17 protein-coding genes are annotated in these 18709 nt (G+C 64.7%); 8 read left to right on the top strand and 9 right to left on the bottom strand.

Annotated elements, in window-relative coordinates; genetic code table 11:
• Positions 1-7: 7 nt before the first annotated feature.
• Together OSH05_RS03730 and OSH05_RS03725 are read right to left on the bottom strand one after the other, a co-directional pair.
• A complete protein-coding gene (locus OSH05_RS03730) occupies positions 8-328 on the bottom strand; it encodes a hypothetical protein (protein ID WP_104217514.1) in 321 nt (106 codons plus the stop codon).
• 152 nt (positions 329-480) lie between these two features.
• The gene (locus OSH05_RS03725; RefSeq protein ID WP_104217515.1) at positions 481-1737 is read right to left on the bottom strand and encodes an ROK family protein; all 1257 of its coding nucleotides are present in this window, start codon (positions 1735-1737) and stop codon (positions 481-483) included.
• Between the two features lie 339 nt (positions 1738-2076).
• On the opposite strand from OSH05_RS03725, the gene OSH05_RS03720 reads away from it, so the two are divergent.
• The 4 genes from OSH05_RS03720 to OSH05_RS03705 all read left to right on the top strand — a co-directional run bounded on the left by OSH05_RS03720 (position 2077) and on the right by OSH05_RS03705 (position 6406).
• Positions 2077-3522, top strand: a complete 1446-nt coding sequence (locus OSH05_RS03720; RefSeq protein ID WP_104217516.1) for an extracellular solute-binding protein — start codon at positions 2077-2079, stop codon at positions 3520-3522.
• A 112-nt stretch (positions 3523-3634) separates the two neighbouring features.
• Positions 3635-4504: a carbohydrate ABC transporter permease gene (locus OSH05_RS03715; RefSeq protein WP_407660377.1), complete on the top strand. Its 870-nt coding sequence runs from the start codon at positions 3635-3637 to the stop codon at positions 4502-4504.
• A gap of 49 nt (positions 4505-4553) precedes the next feature.
• Positions 4554-5342, top strand: a complete 789-nt coding sequence (locus tag OSH05_RS03710) for a carbohydrate ABC transporter permease (protein WP_407660376.1) — start codon at positions 4554-4556, stop codon at positions 5340-5342.
• A gap of 5 nt (positions 5343-5347) precedes the next feature.
• Positions 5348-6406, top strand: coding sequence for a Gfo/Idh/MocA family protein (locus OSH05_RS03705; RefSeq protein WP_104217519.1), 1059 nt, complete (start codon positions 5348-5350; stop codon positions 6404-6406).
• Positions 6407-6524: 118 nt separating this feature from the next.
• On the opposite strand, the gene OSH05_RS03700 is transcribed toward OSH05_RS03705, so the two are convergent.
• The 4 genes from OSH05_RS03700 to OSH05_RS03685 form a co-directional block, all read right to left on the bottom strand.
• Positions 6525-7556 (bottom strand): ABC transporter permease, encoded by a 1032-nt coding sequence (locus OSH05_RS03700; RefSeq protein ID WP_104217520.1) that lies wholly within the window; start codon positions 7554-7556, stop codon positions 6525-6527.
• On the bottom strand, positions 7553-9070 hold the full coding sequence (locus OSH05_RS03695; protein WP_104217521.1) for a sugar ABC transporter ATP-binding protein: 1518 nt from the start codon (positions 9068-9070) through the stop codon (positions 7553-7555). The genes OSH05_RS03700 and OSH05_RS03695 overlap by 4 nt, the downstream gene beginning before the upstream one ends.
• Before the next feature lie 62 nt (positions 9071-9132).
• Positions 9133-10161, bottom strand: a complete 1029-nt coding sequence (locus OSH05_RS03690; RefSeq protein ID WP_104217522.1) for a sugar ABC transporter substrate-binding protein — start codon at positions 10159-10161, stop codon at positions 9133-9135.
• A 154-nt stretch (positions 10162-10315) separates the two neighbouring features.
• Positions 10316-10996, bottom strand: a complete 681-nt coding sequence (locus tag OSH05_RS03685) for a GntR family transcriptional regulator (protein ID WP_165801460.1) — start codon at positions 10994-10996, stop codon at positions 10316-10318.
• Between the two features lie 125 nt (positions 10997-11121).
• Between OSH05_RS03685 and OSH05_RS03680 the strand changes: the two genes are divergently transcribed.
• The 3 genes from OSH05_RS03680 to OSH05_RS03670 are packed head-to-tail and all read left to right on the top strand — an operon-like array spanning position 11122 to position 13302.
• Positions 11122-11448 (top strand): UxaA family hydrolase, encoded by a 327-nt coding sequence (locus OSH05_RS03680; protein WP_104217524.1) that lies wholly within the window; start codon positions 11122-11124, stop codon positions 11446-11448.
• A complete protein-coding gene (locus tag OSH05_RS03675) occupies positions 11445-12644 on the top strand; it encodes a UxaA family hydrolase (protein ID WP_266352042.1) in 1200 nt (399 codons plus the stop codon). The genes OSH05_RS03680 and OSH05_RS03675 overlap by 4 nt, the downstream gene beginning before the upstream one ends.
• A gap of 10 nt (positions 12645-12654) precedes the next feature.
• Positions 12655-13302 carry an RraA family protein gene (locus OSH05_RS03670; protein WP_104217526.1) on the top strand — a complete coding sequence of 216 codons (648 nt, stop codon included), beginning with the start codon at positions 12655-12657 and terminating at the stop codon, positions 13300-13302.
• Here OSH05_RS03670 and OSH05_RS03665 read toward each other — a convergent pair whose 3' ends face one another.
• Positions 13303-14253 (bottom strand): GGDEF domain-containing protein, encoded by a 951-nt coding sequence (locus OSH05_RS03665; RefSeq protein ID WP_407660341.1) that lies wholly within the window; start codon positions 14251-14253, stop codon positions 13303-13305.
• A 206-nt stretch (positions 14254-14459) separates the two neighbouring features.
• Here OSH05_RS03665 and OSH05_RS03660 point away from each other — a divergent pair, with 206 nt between their 5' ends.
• Positions 14460-16391, top strand: a complete 1932-nt coding sequence (locus tag OSH05_RS03660; RefSeq protein WP_266352339.1) for a hybrid sensor histidine kinase/response regulator — start codon at positions 14460-14462, stop codon at positions 16389-16391.
• Between the two features lie 7 nt (positions 16392-16398).
• Here the strand turns inward: OSH05_RS03660 and OSH05_RS03655 are convergent, their stop codons facing one another.
• Both OSH05_RS03655 and OSH05_RS03650 read right to left on the bottom strand, forming a co-directional pair.
• Positions 16399-17499: an alpha/beta hydrolase gene (locus OSH05_RS03655; protein ID WP_266352041.1), complete on the bottom strand. Its 1101-nt coding sequence runs from the start codon at positions 17497-17499 to the stop codon at positions 16399-16401.
• Positions 17500-17609: 110 nt separating this feature from the next.
• Positions 17610-18695: a Gfo/Idh/MocA family protein gene (locus tag OSH05_RS03650; RefSeq protein ID WP_104217527.1), complete on the bottom strand. Its 1086-nt coding sequence runs from the start codon at positions 18693-18695 to the stop codon at positions 17610-17612.
• Positions 18696-18709: the final 14 nt, after the last annotated feature.

Below are 18709 nucleotides of genomic sequence, written 5' to 3'. Positions count from 1 at the left end.
GGCGGTGTCAGTCGCGGAAGGGCATGTTGATGTCTTCGCCGGTGATGGCGCGCCAGCGCCGACGGAAGACCTCCCACTCGGCGGAGCCGATATCGGTGAAGATGGGTTCGTCCTCGATCGCGATCGGCTCCGACCGGTCGACCGGCATCTGACCCAGCACCCACTCCTCGAATGGCTTGCGGCAGACGAGCACGACCTGTCGGCCGCTCGGATCATGGCGCATGATGTTGAGAAGGCGCTGCAGGCCGGGGCTGTGGGCGCCGATCGGCTTTTGGCGGAATTCCTCGATATAGACGCGATCGGCATCGGGATCGATCTTGTAGACCATGCGGGATCCATCCTCCTGGCACTATCGACCATGTTCCGCTTCGATCAGGATATCCGGCAAGCGAACATAATCAAACGGAAAATCGGGTAACTCGACGTTGTGTTCGTCTAAAGGCAGCAGGAACGCTTGTTGAGCGTGCGAAATCGAACAAACTAAAGTGGAAAGTGCAGCAGGTCGGACAGCACCAGCCCGGCAGCGCCCAGAAGGGCGGCCCGGTCCTCCGTGTCGCCGGTCTCGAAGCTGACTTCTCCACCCGGCCGGCTCGGGACCAGCCGGCGCACATGCCGTGCGATGGCTTCGACCATGCGCGAGCCGCCGCCGACGACGTCGCCATGCAGGATGAAGAAATTCGGGGCGACGGTCTGCTGCAGATTTGCGATGCCGATGGCGACGTTGCGGGCGTAGAGGTCGAGAAGTTCCTCCGCGCCGACTGCGCCATCGCCTGCGAGGGCAACCAGACGCTGCGAGTTGATCCCATCCGGATCCGGTAGCCCGGCCTCACGTGCCCGGCGACGCAGCCAGCCCAAGGTCGCGATCGTCTCCCAGCAGCCGCGCCGCCCGCAATGACAGATATCGCCATCGACCTGCACGAAGGTGTGGCCGAGTTCGCCTCCGGCACCGGAAAGGCCGCGATAGAGATGACCGTCGAGATGCAGCGCGCCGCCCAGCACCTCGCCGGTATAGACGACGGCAAAATTGCGCATGCCGCGGCCCTTGCCAAACCAGCGATCGCCGACGAGCAGCGCGCGTGGATGATGGTCGATCTGGACCGGCAGGTTGAAGCGGCGAGCGAGGATGTCGCCCACCGGATAGCCGGCCAGCACCGGCGCGAGGTTCACGGCGATGATCGAGCGGCGGTTGGTATCCACCATGCCACCCGCGGCCACGCCGAGGCCGAGCGGGCTGCGCTTCGCCGAGGCGAGCGTTCGGGAGACGCAACGGATGAGCCGCTCCGTAACCTCGTCGGCCCCGCTTAGATGCGCGGATAGCGGCTCGCTGTGCTCGGCTTCGATCTTGCCCTCAAGGCTCACGAGGCAGGAGCGGACTTCCTCCGGCATCAGCAGGATGCCGCAGATCGGCCGGGATTGCGGGGAGAACCAGAGCGGGCGCGCCGGCTTGCCGCCGACGTCGCCGGCCGGCATCGGCTCTCCCTCGACCAGGAATTGCTGGTCGAGCAGTGGCTGCACAATGCCGGAAATGGTCGTCCGGTTGACGCCGGCGAAGCGGGCGAGTTCCGCCCGGCTCGACGGCCCACGGTCGAAGAGGGCCTGGACCACACGGCCGCGATTGGTCGAGCCAACGAGCGATGAGGAGAGCAGGGAAGGGCGGTCACGCAAGGCGGTAGGGCTGTCGGTCGGCAGCGGCGCCGGCCGATCCGCATCGAACAATCCGTCCTCGCTGCTCGCCATCGTTTTCTGAATCCAAGCCTCTCGACCTGCGCATATCCCTTTCAGCGGCATCCGCCAAGCTTTCGGCGATATCCGCAGAGAAAGGCGGCCTGCGTGCCTTCGCGCGCCGGTGATGTAGACCCCGTAGGAACCGGCGGTTGCACGCATCGCGGCGCCATTCCTTTCTAGCCCATCTTCAGGTCGTTGACGATCACGAATGTTTGTGCGAGCCTCAAACAAACAGGGAAGTCCAGCAACCAGGAGCGCTCCGGTAGGGCGGTTCGAAGGCGGCGGATTTGAAGAAATCGCGGGGCGAAGCGCCGCGGGACTATGAACCTTCCAGATGAGGAGACTCGGAGAATGGCGAACTTCGCTAATTTCACCCCGACCCGCCGCGGGCTGCTGAAGGGCGGCACGGCGCTGGCTGGAGCCGCGGCGCTCGGCGGCATGCCGCGCGTGGCATCGGCTCAGGAGAAGACGCTGCGCGTCCTCCTCGCCGGCGATCCCTTCTATTATGCGATCGAAGGCCTCAAGGACGAGTTCACCAAGGAGACCGGCATCAAGCTCGAGATCGAGGCGATCTCGCTTGAGGCGCTGCAGGCCCGCCTGACCTCCTCCTTCGTCTCCAACGAGCCGGACGCCGACGTCATCTCGGTCGACCAGATGTGGCTCGGCCAGTATCTTGGCAGCAAGTGGATCAAGCCGCTCGATGATTTCATCAAGGCGGACAAGGACATGGACTTCTCGGACTTCATTCCGGAAGTCCTCTATTCGATGAATACGTGGCGCGGCCAGGTCGGCACGCTTCCCGTCGCGTCCTACGCGCAGATGGTTTTCTATCGCAAGGACCTGATGGAATCCAAGGGCATCAAGATCCCCGAGGATGGCAGCTGGACCTGGGACGAATACGCCGAGATCATCAAGCAGGTGAACGGCGCCGACTTCGACAGCCAGAAGATCGTCGGAACGGTCCTGGCCGGCCAGCAGCCGGCGCCGATCGTCCACATGTACACCCAGCTGCAGGCCAGCAAGGGCGCCCGCTGGTTCAAGGCCTTCCCGGCCGCACCGACCTGGGATTTCGAGCCCACCATCGACAGCCCGGAAAACCTCGACGCGCTCAAGGCCTTCGTCGACCTCTACAAATACGCCCCGCCGGAGTCGATCAACTACAACTGGTTCGACGCCGGCATGCGCTTCGCGAAGGGCGATATCGGCATGTTCTACTGGTGGACGGCCTATTCCTATCTTTGCAAGAAGGACGGCTACATGTCCGGCAAGGACTCGGTCGTCGCCGACAAGATGGGCATCGTCCCGCTGCCGAAGCAGCCCGGCAAGGACCAGGTGGTCTCGCTCGGCGGCCACAGCCTCGGCATCGCCGGCAACACGCAGAAGCCGGATGAATCCTGGCAGTTCATCAAATGGGCCACCTCTGCCAAGACGCAGAAGGCCATGGGCCTCTTCAACAAGTTCGGCTTCCAGTTCTCGGACTTCGGCCGCAAGTCGCTCTATTCGGATCCCGACCTGCTGAAGATCTATCCGTATCTGCCCGGCCAGCTCGTCGCCCTGCAATCTGGCAATGGCAAGATCGTCCGCCCACCGGCGCCGGTCTACACCACGCTCGAAGGCATTTACGGCCTCAATTTGAACAACGCGCTTTCCGGCGCGATGAGCCCGGAGGACTGCCTGAAGCAGACCTCGAGCTACTTCACGAACATCCTCAAGGGGAACTTCCTCATCCCCTTCAGCCAGCCCTCCTTCGACGATACGCTGGACGCCACCAAGGCGCTCATCAAGTCGCTCTCCTGAGGCTGAATTCGGCGGCGCGCGGAAGGACCGTGCGCCGCCTCCTTCGTGAAAGAGGAAGTCGATGACGCTCGCTTCAGTCCCGGCGGCGCCGCGTAAGCGTGTGCGGCGGCACATGCCCAACTATGTTCCCTGGCTGCTCATCAGCCCGTCGATCATCCTGCTCCTGACGCTGATCGCATTCCCGCTTCTGTTCGCGTTGAAGAACAGCTTCTATTTCTGGAACCTGCAGATGGGCCCCACGCCGATGGGGTTCGTCGGTTTCGACAATTACAAGATGGCGCTTCAGGGCGGCTTCTTCCTCGGCGCACTGTGGAATACCGTCCTGATGACGGTGGTCGGCACGGCCGTCGAGTTCATGCTGGGGCTGATGATTGCGCTGCTGCTCGCGCGCCAGCTCAAGGGCATGAATGTCGCCCGCGCGCTGCTCATCATGCCGACGACCATCGCGCCGATCGTGGTCGGCTTCCTGTTCCGCTATATGTATGATCCGGGCGGCGGGCTCATTCCCTGGCTGCTGACGTCGGTCGGCATTCCGATCCCGGCGCAGGGCCTGCTCGGATCGAGCAGCACCGCGCTCTGGGCCGTGCTCTTCGCCGATATCTGGCAGTGGACGCCGTTCTTCGCGATTGTGCTCTATGCCGGGCTGCTGTCGATCCCCGACGACATCATCGAGGCGGCACGCCTCGACCGCACGCCGCCGCTCGCCATGCTCTGGCACATCAAGATGCCGCTCATCAAGAAGACGGCGCTGATCGTGGTGATGCTGCGTTTCATGCAGCTTTTCAACACCTTCGACCTGATCGTCGTGCTGACCAAGGGCGGACCGGGAGCGTCGACGCGAACGCTGGGCTACACGCTCTACCAGGCCGGTCTCGTCGACTTCAACATCGGCCTCTCCAGCGCCATGACCTGGATGATGGTGATCATCGTCAACGCGATCATCGGCCTTTTCGTCTTCTTCGCGTTTCGGGATTGGGATTGAGCCGATGGACCAGACCGAAAAGCTCCCCAGCAAGATCTTCGCCTATGCGATGGTCATCGTCCTGATGCTGGTCTTCATCGGGCCGATCGTCTGGTTCGTGCTGCTCGCCATTCGCCCGACGGCGACGGCCTTCACCATGCCGCCGGTGCTGGTCTTCGAGCCGACCTGGGATGCGATCCGCTATACCTTCCTCGATCCCGGCAACAACCGGCCGCAGCTCTTTAACAGCGTGATCATCGCCGCCGGCGCGGTGCTGCTGAACCTGCCGTTCTCGTTCCCCGCGGCCTATGCGCTGTCGCGCTACAAGATCCGCGGCCGCAAGAACATCATGCTCTGGTATCTGGGACTGCTGATGGCGCCGCCTGTCGCCTTCCTGATCCCCTATTCGATCCTGGCGAGTTCCGTCGGGCTCAAGGGCACCTATTTCTCGATGATCCTGATCTGCCAGACGCTGACCATTCCCTTCTCGGTGTGGCTGATGCGCTCCTTCATCGACGAGGTGCCGGTCGAGATCGAGGAGGCGGCCCGCGTCGACGGCGCGAGCACGGCGGCGATCATGCTGCGGATCGTGCTGCCGCTGGTGCGCCCCGGCATCATCGTCACCTCGATGTTCGCCTTCGTCTTCTCCTGGAACAACGCCGCCTTCCCGCTGGTGCTCGCCAACCGCTCGACGACGACGCTGCCTGTCGGCACGCTGCAATATTTCGGCACGGCCGGCGTCACCTGGGGCTTCATCGCGGTCGCAGCCGTCGCGGCGATGATCCCCCCCATGCTCATCTTCCTGGCCCTCGACCGCTATGTCGTGCGCGGGCTCACCTTTGGCTCTGTGAAAGGATGACTGCAATGTCGCAACTGCGTGCTCCGGGCCGGAAGACCCGCTTCGGAGTCGTCGGTGCGGGCCTCTGGGGCTCGTTCCATTGTCAGACTCTCAATGCCATTGAGGCATCCGAGCTCTATGCCGTCTGCGATCTGAACCCGGAACGCGGCGCCGAAATGCAGCGCCAGTTCGGCGCGACCAAGGTCTATACGGATTATCGCGAACTGCTCGCCGATCCGGAGGTCGAGGCGATCACCGTGGCGACGCCCGATTTCGCCCATGGCGATATCGTGCTCGCCGCCATCAAGGCCGGCAAGCATGTCATGAGCGAGAAGCCGCTCGCGACGACGCTAGCTGAGGCCGAGGCGATCGCCAACGCCGCCGCCGTTTCCGGCACCAAGACCATGGTCGACTTCCACAACCGCGTCAGCCCGCCGATCGTGGCGGTCCGGCAGGCGGTGGCTGCCGGTGAGATCGGCATGCCGCTGCATGCCTCGGCGCGGCTCTCCAACACGCAGTTCGTGCCGTTTGAACTCCTGTCCTGGGCGTCGAAGTCCTCGGCGCTCTGGTTCCTCGGCAGCCACGCGCTCGACGCGCTGCGCTTCATCATGGGCGCCGAGGTCAAGCGGGTGCAGGCGATGGCGCGTCATGGCCACCTCTCCGGCAAGGGCGTCGACACCGCCGACGTGCATATGGCGCTGCTCGAATTCGACAATGGCTGCGTGGCGACGCTCCAGAACAGCTGGGTACTGCCGCTCGACATGCCGAGCATCGTCGATTTCCGTATCGACATCGTCGGCGACAAGGGCGCGGTCGAGACCTACCCGACCCTGAACGACGTCGTGAAGAAGTACACGGGCAACGGCCTGCGCGGTGCCGACGTGATCGGCATCACGCCGACGGCCGGCGGGCGCATCGGCGGTTTCGTCACCGAGGCGATTGCTCGCTTCGTCGACGCGGTGGTCTTGGATGCCCCGGTGCTGGCTGACGCCCGCGACGGCTTGCAGGTCACCCGCGTGCTGGTCGCGATCGAAGAATCGGCAAGGACCGGCAAGACGATCACGCTCGCCGACGGCGTCGCCTGACGCAGCCAACCCTTCGCTCGTCGCGCCGGATCCCTCTCTTCCGTCGGTGCGGCAAGCGTTCGGCCGCGCGTTCCCTCCTGCCTCCCGGGAAGGGCTCGCGCGGCCGGTTTGCGAAGGCTCAGTTCTGCGGCACGCCCGCAGTCAGTCTGGCCACCATCAGCGCGCCCAGGATGATCGCGCCATAGATCGCCTGGATCCAGAACGAGGGCACCTGCGCCAGCGTCAGCAGGTTCTGGACGACGCCGAGCAGCAGCACGCCGGTGAGCGCGCCGAACATCGTGCCCTTGCCGCCATCCAGCGATATTCCGCCGATGACCGCGGCGGCGAAGACCGTGAAGATCATGCCGTTGCCCTGGTTGGCGCTGATCGCGCCGACATAGCCGGTGATCACCAGCCCGCCGACCGAAGCGAGCACGCCTGCCAGCACATAAATGCCCCAGGTGATGCGCTCGACGCGGATGCCAGCGGCGCGCGCTGCCTCCGGATTGCCGCCGATCGCATAGAGCGCGCGGCCGAGCCGGTGATATTTGAGCACGAGTCCGGCGATCAGGAAGGCGAGGGCCGCCAGCCAGACGGCCAGCGGAATGCCGAGGAAGGTCACGATCATCAGCGCGTAGAAGGCGTCCGGCAGGTCAAACAGCGTCCGGCCCTTGGAGGCGCCGACCAGCATCCCGCGCAGGATGATCAGCATGGCCAGCGTGACGATGAAGGCGTTCAGCTGCAGGCGGACGATCAGGAAGCCGTTGATGAAGCCGACAATCGCCCCGATCGACAGCACCAGCAACATGCCGACGATGGTCGGCAGTTCGAGCCCGAAACCGTTATTGGCGATCGGCAAGACGACCAGCGCCCCGATGGCCGGCGCGAATCCGGCCGTCGATTCCAGCGACAGGTCGAACTTGCCGGTGATGATGATCAGCGATTCCGCCAGCACGACCAGGGCAAGCGCTGCCGAGGAGGTGAGGATTGTCGTGATGTTGGCCTGGGTGAGGAACGCCGGGCTCACCAGGGCGCCGACGATGATCAGAACGACGAGTGCCGGCAACAGCGCCAGGTCGCGGAACCGTCCGGCCAGCGCCCGAGAAAGGCTCGGACGGCTCGGCGAAAGACTTGGGCCGGCCGCCGGCGAAAGGGAGTCTCGGGTACTCATAGCGCCTCGATTCCTTCTATGGAGGCGACGAGCGCATTGTCGCTCCAGCCCGCCTTGTGTTCCGCGACGATCGACCCGTGGCGCATGACCAGCACCCGGTCGCAGGTTCTTAAGTCTTCGACTTCGCTGGAGACGACGAGGATGGCCTTGCCCTCCTGCCGCATCCGCTCGACGACGCCGAGCAAGGCCTCCTTCGACTTCACGTCGACGCCCGCCGTCGGATCCATCAGCACGAGGACGGAGGGGTCATTGGCGAGCGCGCGGCCCATCACGACCTTCTGCTGATTGCCGCCGGAGAGACCCGATACCAGCTGTTCCGGCCCTTGCGTGACGACGCCGAGCGCGCGGATCGTCTCCTCGGCCAGCCTGGCCCGCTTGCGAGGCGGGATGAAGCCGAACGGTCCAAGCTTGCGGTTCACGGTCATGGTCGTGTTGTCGGCGATCGGCATGGTGAGGATAAGCCCCTCCTTGTGCCGGCTCTTTGGCACGCAGCCGACGCCGAGCGCCAGTGCAGCGGGCACGTCGCCGGAGGGGAGTTTTTTCTTGTCGATACGGATCGTCCCGGCCCGATATTGTCCGAGCCCGGCGATCGCCTCGGCGACGCCAACGCGCCCGCTCGACGTCGAGCCCGAGAGGCCGACGACTTCTCCGCGGCGGATCGTGAAGCTGATGTCGCCAAAATCCTCGCCCGAGATCCCCTCAACCTCGAGGGCGATCGGGGTCTTCGGATCCACCGTGCGCCCGGCCGCGTCGGCAACGCCGAGATGGACGTTCTCGCCGGTCATCGCCTCGATCAGGCGGTTCTTCGGCAGGTCTGCGACCGGCGCGGTGATGATGTGGCGCGCATCCCGCAGCACCGTCACCGCCTGGCAGATCTCATAGACCTCCTGCAGATGGTGCGAGATGAACAGGAAGGTAACGCCGGACGCCTGAAGCTCGCGGATGCGCGTGAACAGGCGCTTGATCTCCTCGCCGTCGAGCTGGGCGGTCGGCTCGTCGAGAATGATGAAACGGGCGCCGTAGGAAAGGGCCCGGGCAATCTCCACCAATTGGCGCGCCTCGACACGAAGGTCGCCGGCACGCATATCCTCCGGCACGGCGACATTCCAGCGGTCGAGCAGTTCGCGCGCCTGCCGGCGCAGCGTCGACCAGGAGATGAAGCCGCGTTCGAGCGGCTGGCGGTTGATGAAGAGGTTCTCCGCGACGGTCAGGTCCGGGATGATGGTCGAGTGCTGATAGACGCAGGCGACGCGCTGGCGCCAGGCCTCGCGATCGGAGATCGGCGGCGCCGGCTCGCCCGAGAAGCGCACCTCGCCGGTGTCCGAGGCGCGCAGGCCCGTCAGGATGCCGACCAGCGTCGATTTGCCGGCGCCGTTGCGCCCGACCAGCGCGTGGGATTCACCGGGAAGCACGGTAAGGCGCGCATCGCTGAGCGCGATCGTGGGGCCGTAGCGCTTGGATACGCCGATCGCCTCGACGATCGGCAGCGCGGCACCCGTTTGGGTCTGCTGCATGGAGTGGTGCCCGTGATGGGAAAGGGGTGCGCGCCCCGCTTTCGCGGGGCGCGCTTCGAACCTCAGAGCTGGTTGCCCCAGAACGCCTTGTCGTCGACGTTTTCCTTGGTGACCAGCGGCGCGGCCAACTGGTCCTCGAGAACGCCAGGGCGGACTTCGACGATGGTCGACTCATGGTCCGTCGCGCCGGGAGCGAAGGTCTTACCCTCCATCGCCTGCTTCAGGTACATGATGCCGTACTTCGCGTAGAGGTCGGCCGGCTGCGAGACGGTGGCGTCGATCTCGCCCTTGCGGATCGCGTCGAATTCCTGCGGGATGCCGTCATTCGAAACGATGATGATGTGGCCGGCTTCGCCAGCCGGCTTCAGCAGGCCCTTGCGCTTCAGCGTCTGCAGCGTCGGCGCCAGGAACACGCCGCCGGCGTGCATGTAGATCGCCTTCAGATCCGGATTGGAGTTCAGGATCGCGTCGAGACCCGCGGCCGCATCCTCGCCCGACCAAGCCTTGGTCGGCACTTCGAGCTGCTTCAGGTTCGGGTAGTTCTTGGTGACGCAATCGCGGAAGCCGTTGCCGCGATCACGGCCGTTGATCGAGGCCTGGTCGCCCATGATCTGCAGGACGGCGCCTTCCTTGACGTTGTCGCCAATGAATTTGCAGGCCTTCTCGCCATAGGCGACGTTGTTGGCACGCACGACGATGGCGACCGGGCCATTGTCCGGGGCCACGTCGACCGCAACCACCTTGGCGCCGGCCTTTTCGGCCGCCTTCAGCACATTGCCGGCCGCGGCGGATTCGAAGGGCGAGAAGATGATGCCCTTGGCGCCGAGAGCCAGCGCGTTCTGCACGCCGGTGATCTGTTTTGCCGTGTCGAATTCCGAGTTGAACGGCTCAAGGAGCTCGACGCCCTGCGCCTTGGCTTCCTCGATGATGTACTTGTTGTAGGACGTCCAGAACGGCGAGGTAAGCGTCGTCAGGTCGACGGCGACCTTGCCGGATTCGGCCTTGGCACCGGCAGCGCCGATGAAAGCCATGACGCCAGCGAGCAGGACGGCTTTCGCAACAGCGGCCGGCCTCGTTTTCAGAGACTTCATTCTTATTCCTCCCAAGGTTTATTCTCACTTCCTCGTGCCGACATCCGTCCGCTCCATCGCTGGTTCGGAACAAGCTGGCGGCTACGACCTCCTCCCGAAGTCATCCCGTGCAAGCGGTACAAAGCGGCGGCCTCCACCGACGCGATGCAAAAGGTCAGCTTCTGACCGGCAGTTCCTCCGGTGCACGAGACAACATCGCATCCCGGCTCACGGTCAAATGCGACCGCAGCGCCTCGACGGCTCCTTCCGAATCGCCGCGCGCAATCGCCTCGACAATGGCCGAATGCTCGCGTTCGGTGCGTTCCAGCGTATAGCTCTTCAGCGTGAAATTGCGGATCGTTTGCGTCTGTCGCTGCACGACCCGGTGCCATCCGGCGATCGTCTCATTGGCGCCAAGCTCCACCAGCATCTCGTGGAACTCGCGATCAAGACGGATGGCATCGGCCAGCGCCTCGTCCTTCTGCTTCCGGACTTCCGAGACATGCGCCTCGAACAGGCCGCTGAGGCGCTTCACGAAATCAGGCGTCGCCCGGCCGGCGGCGAGGCCGGCCGAAAGCGCGTGCAGTTCGACCAGCATGCGCGCCTCGAAGATTTCGACGATGTCGGCGGGCTCGAAGCGCCGGACGACCGAGGCGCGGCGCGCGGAGCCCATCACGAGGCCGTCGCGCTCTAGCAACGCCAGCGCTTCCTTCACCGGAGTCTGGCTGATCGCGAGCTTGTCGGCGATCTCGTCGGCGAGCAGGCGCTCGCCGCCGCGCAGGCGCCCGGAGACGATCTGGCTGCGCAGTTCTTCATAGGCCTGCTCGGCCAGCGTCGCCCGTTTCAGTGCCCTCATGGCGCCGACCTTATGCGGCGAAAGCCCGGCCATGCAATATAAAAAATTTTGTTTCCGATCTTTCGGCGATGCGCTAACCCAGATGAAAATCGGTCGGTTGAAACGGCCGGTCATCGGAGGAAGCCGTGCCATCATCGATCGATCCGCGTCTCCTGCTGCTGCATGACGGCGACAATGTCGTGGTGGCGCGCTCCCGCATCCCGGAAGGCGAAACGGTACTGATCGACGGCGTGGACCTGCCGCTCGGCGCGGCCCTTTCCATCGGCCATAAATTGGCGCGACGGGACATCGCGATGGGCGAGAAGATCCTGAAATATGGCGCGCCGATCGGATCGGCGACCGAGGTGATCCCGCGCGGCGCCCATGTCCATGTCCACAATGTGAAGAGCGACTACACGCCGACGCATCATCTCCTGGACGAGCAGGCGGCGACGAGCGGGGTCCCATCATGATCGAAATGCGCGGCTATCTGCGTTCGGACGGGCGCAAGGGCATCCGCAATGTGGTGGCGGTCGGCTATCTCGTCGAATGCGCCCATCATGTTGCGCGCGAGATCGCGATCCCGTTCCGCGAGGACGGCGTCCATGTCATCGGCTTTCCAGGCTGCTATCCGAACGAGTATGGCGGGCGGATGATGGAGCAGCTTTGCACCCATCCCAATGTCGGTGCCGTGCTCCTCGTCTCGCTTGGCTGTGAGAGCTTCAACAAATACGCGCTGGAGCGCGCCGTTCGCGCCAGCGGCCGGCCGGTGAAGACCATCGTCATCCAGGCGTCCGGCGGCACGCGGAAATCGATCGAGGAAGGCCGCGCCTTCATCGCCGAGCAGCGCGCGATCCTCGACGCCGCGCCGACGGTGCCGATGGATCCGAGCGAACTCGTCATCGGCACGGTCTGTGGCGGTTCCGACGGTACCTCCGGCATATCCGGCAATCCGGCGGCCGGCCGCGCCTTCGACCTGTTTGTCGAGGAAGGGGCGGCCTGTATTTTCGAGGAGACCGGCGAACTCATCGGCTGCGAACACATCATGGCCGACCGCGCCGCGACGCCGGAACTGGGCGTCGAACTCGAGGCCAGCGTCGCCAAGGCGGCGCGCTATTACGCGACGCTCGGCTATGGTTCCTTCGCCGCCGGCAACGCCGATGGCGGGCTCACGACCATCGAGGAGAAGTCGATGGGCGCCTACGCGAAGTCGGGCACCTCGCCGATATCCGGTCTGATCAAGCCCGGCGACGTGCCGCCGCGCGGCGGGCTCTACCTGCTCGACGTGGTGCCGGACGGCGAGGTTCGGTTCGGCTTCCCGAACATTAACGACAATGCCGAGATCGTCGAATTGATCGCCTGCGGCAGCCATGTCGTGCTGTTCGTCACCGGCCGCGGCTCTGTCGTCGGCTCGGCGATCTCGCCGGTCGTCAAGATCTGCGCCAATCCCGAGACCTACCGGCGCATGGAGGACGACATGGACGTCGATGCTGGCCGGATCCTGGAGGGGAGGGCGGGACTTGCTGAAGTGGGTCAGGAGATCCACGATCTGGTGCTGTCGCTGGGGGCCGGTGGCCGCACCAAATCGGAGGAACTGGGTCACCAGGAGTTCGTCCTAACCTACAAATCGTTCGAGCCGATCGGCCCCGCCTGCCTGCCCGCCGCCTGAGGAGACCACCTTGCCGACGATCACCGAGCGCCTCGAGGCCTGCTATACGGGCGTCGTCCACGACGTCATGCGCGCGATGGGCCTCAAGGCTTTCACTTTGCCGGCCGATCTGCGGCCGATCCACCCGGAGCGCACGCTGGCTGGCCCGGTATTCACCATTCTCGGCAAGGTCGACGTCTCGGCGGACCCGCATGAAACGCTGCTCGCCTGGACTGGGCTGCTCTCCAAGGCGCCGGCCGGGTCGATATGGACCTGCCAACCCAATGATGACCGCGTCGCCCATATGGGCGAACTCTCCGCCGAGACGCTGAAGAACAAGGGCGTGCGCGGCTGCGTCGTCGATGGCTATGCGCGCGACGTCAATTTCCTGCTGCAGATCGGCTTCCAGACGTGGTGCCGCGGTCATACGCCGCGCGATATCGTCGGCTATTGGCTGCCGGTCGCGACCGAGGTCGAGATCGAAATCGGCGATGTCGTCATCGCGCCGGGCGACTATCTGGTGGGCGATCGCGACGGCATGATACGCATCCCGGGCGCCATCGTTCTTGAAGTCGTCGAGAAATCGGAAGCGGCGATCGCGACCGAGAATCTGGTCCGCAAGGCGATCCTCGAAGGCATCGATCCGCAAGAGGCCTATCTGCGCTACGGCAAGTTCTGATCAGCCGCTGGCCGCGGGCGGGTGCGGCGGATTGTAGAGGCGGATGCGGTTCCGACCGCCGAGCTTCGCCCCATAGAGCGCATTGTCGGCCCGGCGGATGACATCCTCGGGATGATCGCCCGGCATGGCCTCGGCAAGGCCCGCGGAGAAAGTGTAGCCGACCTCCGGCAATTCGGGCACGGGCCGCGCCCGCCGCGCGACGGCGAGCATGCGTTCGAGGATCAATGCCGCCTGATCGGGCGGCGTTGCCGGCAGCACCAGCACGAATTCCTCACCGCCAATGCGCCCGAAGCAATCGCCGCGGCGTAACTGATCCTGCATGCGGCGGGAAAAATCGCGCAGGAGGATGTCTCCCGTTGCATGGCCATAGTGGTCGTTCACGTCCTTGAAATGATCCAGGTCGAACAGGGCCACGCACCCGACGAAGTCATCCAGCCCCCGCGGCGTCTCGACCATCGCCGTGATGCGTTCGGTCACGAAGCGCCGATTGGCAATTCCGGTGAGTTCGTCCGTATAGGCCGCACGGATGGCGAGATCGCGATCCTGCCGCACGGTGCGCTCGTCGGCCCGGATCGACGTCACGTCGCTTGCGATGCACAACATCCAGCCATCCGGACGCACCGTCTCCGCCATCCAAATCCAGCGCCCATCGGCGAGGTCGGTTTCATAGGCCCGGAAGCCGACCTTGCCGCGACGCGACTGGGTCGAGGTCAGCCAGGCGTCGAAATCTGGATTGAGGATCACCGTGCCACGGCCTGCACGATGGTTGCGCCGCATGATTTCGGACCAGAGTGGTGTTTCTTCCGGCTCGATGAAGAACGCGCTTCGGAAGGCGGCATTGGCGATGCGCAGGCGATCGGACGGATCATAGGCGGCCACCAGAACCTGGGCATCCTCGACGAGCCCGAACAGCAATCCGCGAACATCCACCGCCGAAAGCAGGTCCTTCACCACTCACCCAGTACGCTGACATGAATTGCATTCTTGCCGCCCTCGCATGGGCTGGTCAAGTTTTGCGACCGGCGAGGCCGCATATTGCTTGTCGCCGCGGCGGCGCGCCGGAACCCGGATTGTCCCCACGCGTTGATCGAGTGGCAGGTTCGGGCTAAGCCGGGTCAGGATGGCGTCGGCAGGGCGATCGGTACGGAGTGCCCAACATTCAATCCTCAGTCCTCAAAGATGCCCCTGCGAACGATGAGAGCCGCTATCGGCTCCTGGTCGATTCGATTGCGGACCACGCCATTTGCATGCTGGATGTCGACGGCCGGGTGGTCAGCTGGAATCGCGGCGCGGAACGTATCAAGGGATATCGTGCGGACGAGATTATCGGTGAGCATTTTTCCCGCTTCTACGTCGCGGAGGATCGTCAGTCCGGGCTGCCGGCGCGCGCCTTGGCCGAGGCTGAGCGCGAGGGACGTTTCGAGACCGAAGGCTGGCGTTTGCGCAAGGATGGGACGCGCTTCTGGTGTCATGTCATTCTCGATCCGATGCGTTCTCCTGACGGCGAACTGATCGGCTATGCCAAAATTACAAGGGATCTGAGCGAGCGCCGTGAAGCAGCCAGCGCCCTGCTTCGATCGGAAGAAGAGTTTCGTCTTCTGGTACAGAGCGTTACGGACTATGCGATCTACAGGCTCGATCCCATCGGCCGCGTTGCGACGTGGAATCCCGGCGCCGTGCGCATCAAGGGCTATGCGCCGGAGGAGATCATCGGACGCAGCTTCTCCCTGTTCTATACGCCCGAGGATCGGGCGGCGGGCGAACCCGAGCGCACCTTGTCGATCGCTCGCCGCGAGGGACGCTTCGAAAAAGAGGGCTGGCGCCTGCGCAAGGATGGCACGCGGTTCTGGGCCAATGTCGTCGTCGACCCGATCCGTGACGATGCCGGCGAGATCGTCGGCTTCGCCAAGGTGACGCGCGACATCACCGAGCGCCGCTCGGCACAGCGTGCATTGGAAGAGGCGCGCGAGGCGTTGTTTCAATCCCAGAAGCTGGAGGCGATCGGCCAACTGACTGGCGGCATCGCCCATGATTTCAACAATCTCCTGATGGCGATCCTTGGCAGCCTCGATCTGCTCCGCAAGCGCATTCCCGACGATCCCAAGCTCATGCGCCTTGTCGAGAATGCAACGCGCGGCGCGCTGCGAGGTTCGGCGCTGGTGCAGCGCATGCTCGCCTTCGCCAGGCGGCAGGTGCTCGATACCGGGCCGGTCTCGCTGGCAGAGCTCGTTGGCGGCGTGGCTGAACTCCTGGAGCGGTCCATCGGGCCGTCCATCGTGATCGAGCAGCGTTTCCCGGCGGGACTCCCGCAGGCCAACACCGACGCCAACCAGCTCGAATCGGCGCTGATCAATCTTGTGGTCAATGCGCGCGATGCCATGCCCCAAGGTGGCTCCATCGTCATTTCGGCGCGGGAGGCGAATGTCGGGAACGACGAGGATGTGTCGCTGCGAGGCGGGGCCTATGTCGTGCTGGCGGTCGAGGATTCCGGCGAAGGAATCGACGAGGCGACGCTGCTGCGGGTCATGGAGCCGTTCTTTACCACCAAGGGCCCGGGCAAGGGCACGGGCCTTGGCCTGCCGATGGTTCGCGGCCTTGCCGAGCAATCTGGAGGCACGTTGAAGATTCGTTCGGAGACCGGAAAGGGAACCGTGGCCGAGATCTGGCTGCCGCGAGCCCTGGGCGAGGCGTCTGAGGAGGGGCCGATCGAGGCGGAGGCGCCTCCGATCCGCCGCCTCCGCGTTCTGGCCGTCGATGACGATTTCCTGGTGCTGATGAACACCGAAGAAATGCTGTCCGAACTCGGACATGATGTCGAGGCGGTGAATTCCGCCGCCGAGGCGCTCGACCGCCTGCGCGCCAGCGCTTTCGATCTCGTCGTCACGGATCAAGCCATGCCGGGCATGACCGGCATGGAAATGACCAGGGCGATTGTGGCGGCAGGCCTCTCGATCCCTGTGGTGCTGGCAACGGGCTATTCGGATGTGCCGCCGGATCCGGAACTTAACCTCGTCCCTCTGAGCAAGCCGTTCCGCGAGCGCGATCTCGCCGAGGCGATCGATCTGGCGTTGCAGGCAAGGCCGGCCTGAATCGACGTCATGCGGCGAGGTGCCTGTCGAAGAAGCGGGCGATCTCGCCGAAGGCTTCCGCGGTCTCTGGCACGAAAGGCGTCAGGAACTGCGCGTGGCTTTGTGCCTCGAACACCTGCAGCGCAGCATCGATGCCGGCCTCGCGCAGCTTTCGGTGCGTGCGCACAGTGTCGCTGAGCAGGAGGTCTCGCGTCCCGGAGGTCAGGATCGCGGGCGGCAATCCGGCGAAGTCGCCATGGATCGGCGAGATCAGCGGATCGGCAAGGTCCGCCGAACCGGCATAGAGCTTGGCCGCGGCGCCGACCCATCCCTCGAAGGAGACCAGCGAATTGTCGGTGAACTGGTTGGCGAGGATCGAATCGCCTTGGCCCTGCAGATCGACCCATGGGCTGCCGGGGGCGATCACCGCCGGAAGCGGCAATTTTTCGGCCTTCGCCCGCAAGAGCGTCGCCAGTGTCAGTCCGCCACCGGCCGATGTTCCGAACATGCCCATCCGGCTCGGGTCATGCTCGGCAAGGAGAGACTTCCAGACGGCGAGGGCGTCGTCGAGCGCCGCTGGAAAAGGATGATCCGGCGGCATCCGGTAATCGACCGAAATGACACGGAAGCGGCCATAGCCCGCCATGAGCATGCCTTCGCCCGCACCGATCTCGCCGGGAAAAAGCACATAGCCACCGCCGTGAAAGTGCACCAGGAGACGATCCCGATTGGCCTTAGGCAGGGGATCCGGTGTCGAGATGAAGACGGGGACGCCGGCGATCCGGCTACGCTCTAGGCGCACCCCGAGCCGCTGGCGGATGGCTTCCAGAGCCGGACCGGCGCCCTCGCTCGTTGCCTTGACGAGCGACCGCCAGGCCTCGTCGGAGCCCGGTATCGCGTCCCAGCCGGGCGGCAGCGGAGCGCCGACGACCGGACGCAACTCGGCGCTTATCGTGTCCGGGACAGGAAGCCGGTGGGCCGGGATTTCGCGCGCGACACTGGCTGCGCCTCCTGTCCGTGCTATGGCGGGCGCGACACCGGCGAGCCACATCGGCGCGAACAAGAGCGCGGCCGAGCCCAGCATCATGCCGCGACGTGATGCGTCCAAGCCCTTCAATTCTGCCGACATGGGAGCCCCTTTGCGCCGATTACAATCCGGCGCAAGGCCGGTACGTGATCATAGGCGCAAGGTCGCAGGCCGCGAAAGCGTCGATCGCTCGCCGCCCGAACGGCCTGCCTTCAGGCGCCACCGATCTCGCGCATCTTCTCGATCGCCCGGGCCATGAGCGCCAGATCCTTCCTTGAGTCCTGGAGGTCGGTCAGCGGCTTCGTCCCGTTGAGGATGTGGCCGTGGAAGACGACGAGTTCGTTCGAGAAGGCGTCGGCATAGATCGGATCGAAACTGCGGCTGACCGGGCCGGTGGGGCTGGCCTCGGTGATTTCCAGCCGGGTCGGCAGGCTGCGGATATAGGGCGTGTCGTAGATGATGCGCACGCGCTTGGTATTGGAGCGCACCTCGATCATCGCGTCGAACAGGCCGAGATCGTCGACGACGGCGTCATAGTTGCAGACGAAATGGCCGTAGTCGAACATCACGCTCGTATTGGCGCCGCCATTGGTGCGATGCGCGGCGAGAACATCCCTGGGCTCGCCGATCAGGCCGCGCATCGCCGAGAGATGATGCGAGGAAAGCGCCGTCAGCCCGCGATAGGCGCGGACCAGGCTCGGCGAGGCGTCGGTCCCGACGACCTCGCGGATCAGCGTCTCCCGCGCGATCGCGCCGCTCTTCAGCAGTTCCGGGTCGATGTCGTCCGGATAGAGGATGTTCTGGCTCTTCGAAAGGAAGTGCCGTCCCTCGGAGATGAGATCGAAGATGCGCGCATGGGTGATCTCGTTATGCGCCGGGAGTTCGGCCTTGGCCGCGATATAGGCCGAGGCGTAGCGGCGCATATAGGCGACGAAGAGCGTCTTCTTGTAACCCTCGCTGACCGCCAGCAACTCATCGACCTCGCGCACCGTGAGGCAAGCGGGCTTTTCCAGCAGGATGTGCTTTCCGGCAAGGACAGCCTCGCGCACGAACCGGGCATGGGTGTCGTCGGAGGAGAGGATGAAGACGACGTCGATCCCGGGCGAGCGGATCAGCGCCTCTGCCGACTCATAGGCCTGCGCTTGCGGATTCTGCGACGTCGCGAGGTCCACCAGCTTCTTCGAGACGTCGAAGACGCCGGCAACGCGCCAGCGGTCGCGCTGGTCGCGCAGGACGGGCAAGTGGATCGACTGGGCGACTTCGCCGAGGCCGATGAGGCCGACATTCAGGATGGTCACGGGGAAAGCTCCGC

The organism is Kaistia algarum, assembly GCF_026343945.1.
In the GTDB taxonomy this organism is placed as follows: Bacteria; Pseudomonadota; Alphaproteobacteria; order Rhizobiales; family Kaistiaceae; genus Kaistia; species Kaistia algarum.
This window is presented reverse-complemented; position numbering and strand designations above follow the sequence as displayed.

Excerpts from the sequence above, each read along its gene's own strand:
- OSH05_RS03730 (WP_104217514.1), bottom strand. The coding sequence starts at position 328 with ATGGTCTACAAGATCGATCCCGATGCCGATCGCGTCTATATCGAGGAA.
- OSH05_RS03725 (WP_104217515.1), bottom strand. The coding sequence starts at position 1,737 with ATGGCGAGCAGCGAGGACGGATTGTTCGATGCGGATCGGCCGGCGCCG.
- OSH05_RS03720 (WP_104217516.1), top strand. The coding sequence starts at position 2,077 with ATGGCGAACTTCGCTAATTTCACCCCGACCCGCCGCGGGCTGCTGAAG.
- OSH05_RS03715 (WP_407660377.1), top strand. The coding sequence starts at position 3,635 with ATGCCCAACTATGTTCCCTGGCTGCTCATCAGCCCGTCGATCATCCTG.
- OSH05_RS03710 (WP_407660376.1), top strand. The coding sequence starts at position 4,554 with ATGGTCATCGTCCTGATGCTGGTCTTCATCGGGCCGATCGTCTGGTTC.
- OSH05_RS03705 (WP_104217519.1), top strand. The coding sequence starts at position 5,348 with ATGTCGCAACTGCGTGCTCCGGGCCGGAAGACCCGCTTCGGAGTCGTC.
- OSH05_RS03700 (WP_104217520.1), bottom strand. The coding sequence starts at position 7,556 with ATGAGTACCCGAGACTCCCTTTCGCCGGCGGCCGGCCCAAGTCTTTCG.
- OSH05_RS03695 (WP_104217521.1), bottom strand. The coding sequence starts at position 9,070 with ATGCAGCAGACCCAAACGGGTGCCGCGCTGCCGATCGTCGAGGCGATC.
- OSH05_RS03690 (WP_104217522.1), bottom strand. The coding sequence starts at position 10,161 with ATGAAGTCTCTGAAAACGAGGCCGGCCGCTGTTGCGAAAGCCGTCCTG.
- OSH05_RS03685 (WP_165801460.1), bottom strand. The coding sequence starts at position 10,996 with ATGAGGGCACTGAAACGGGCGACGCTGGCCGAGCAGGCCTATGAAGAA.
- OSH05_RS03675 (WP_266352042.1), top strand. The coding sequence starts at position 11,445 with ATGATCGAAATGCGCGGCTATCTGCGTTCGGACGGGCGCAAGGGCATC.
- OSH05_RS03655 (WP_266352041.1), bottom strand. The coding sequence starts at position 17,499 with ATGTCGGCAGAATTGAAGGGCTTGGACGCATCACGTCGCGGCATGATG.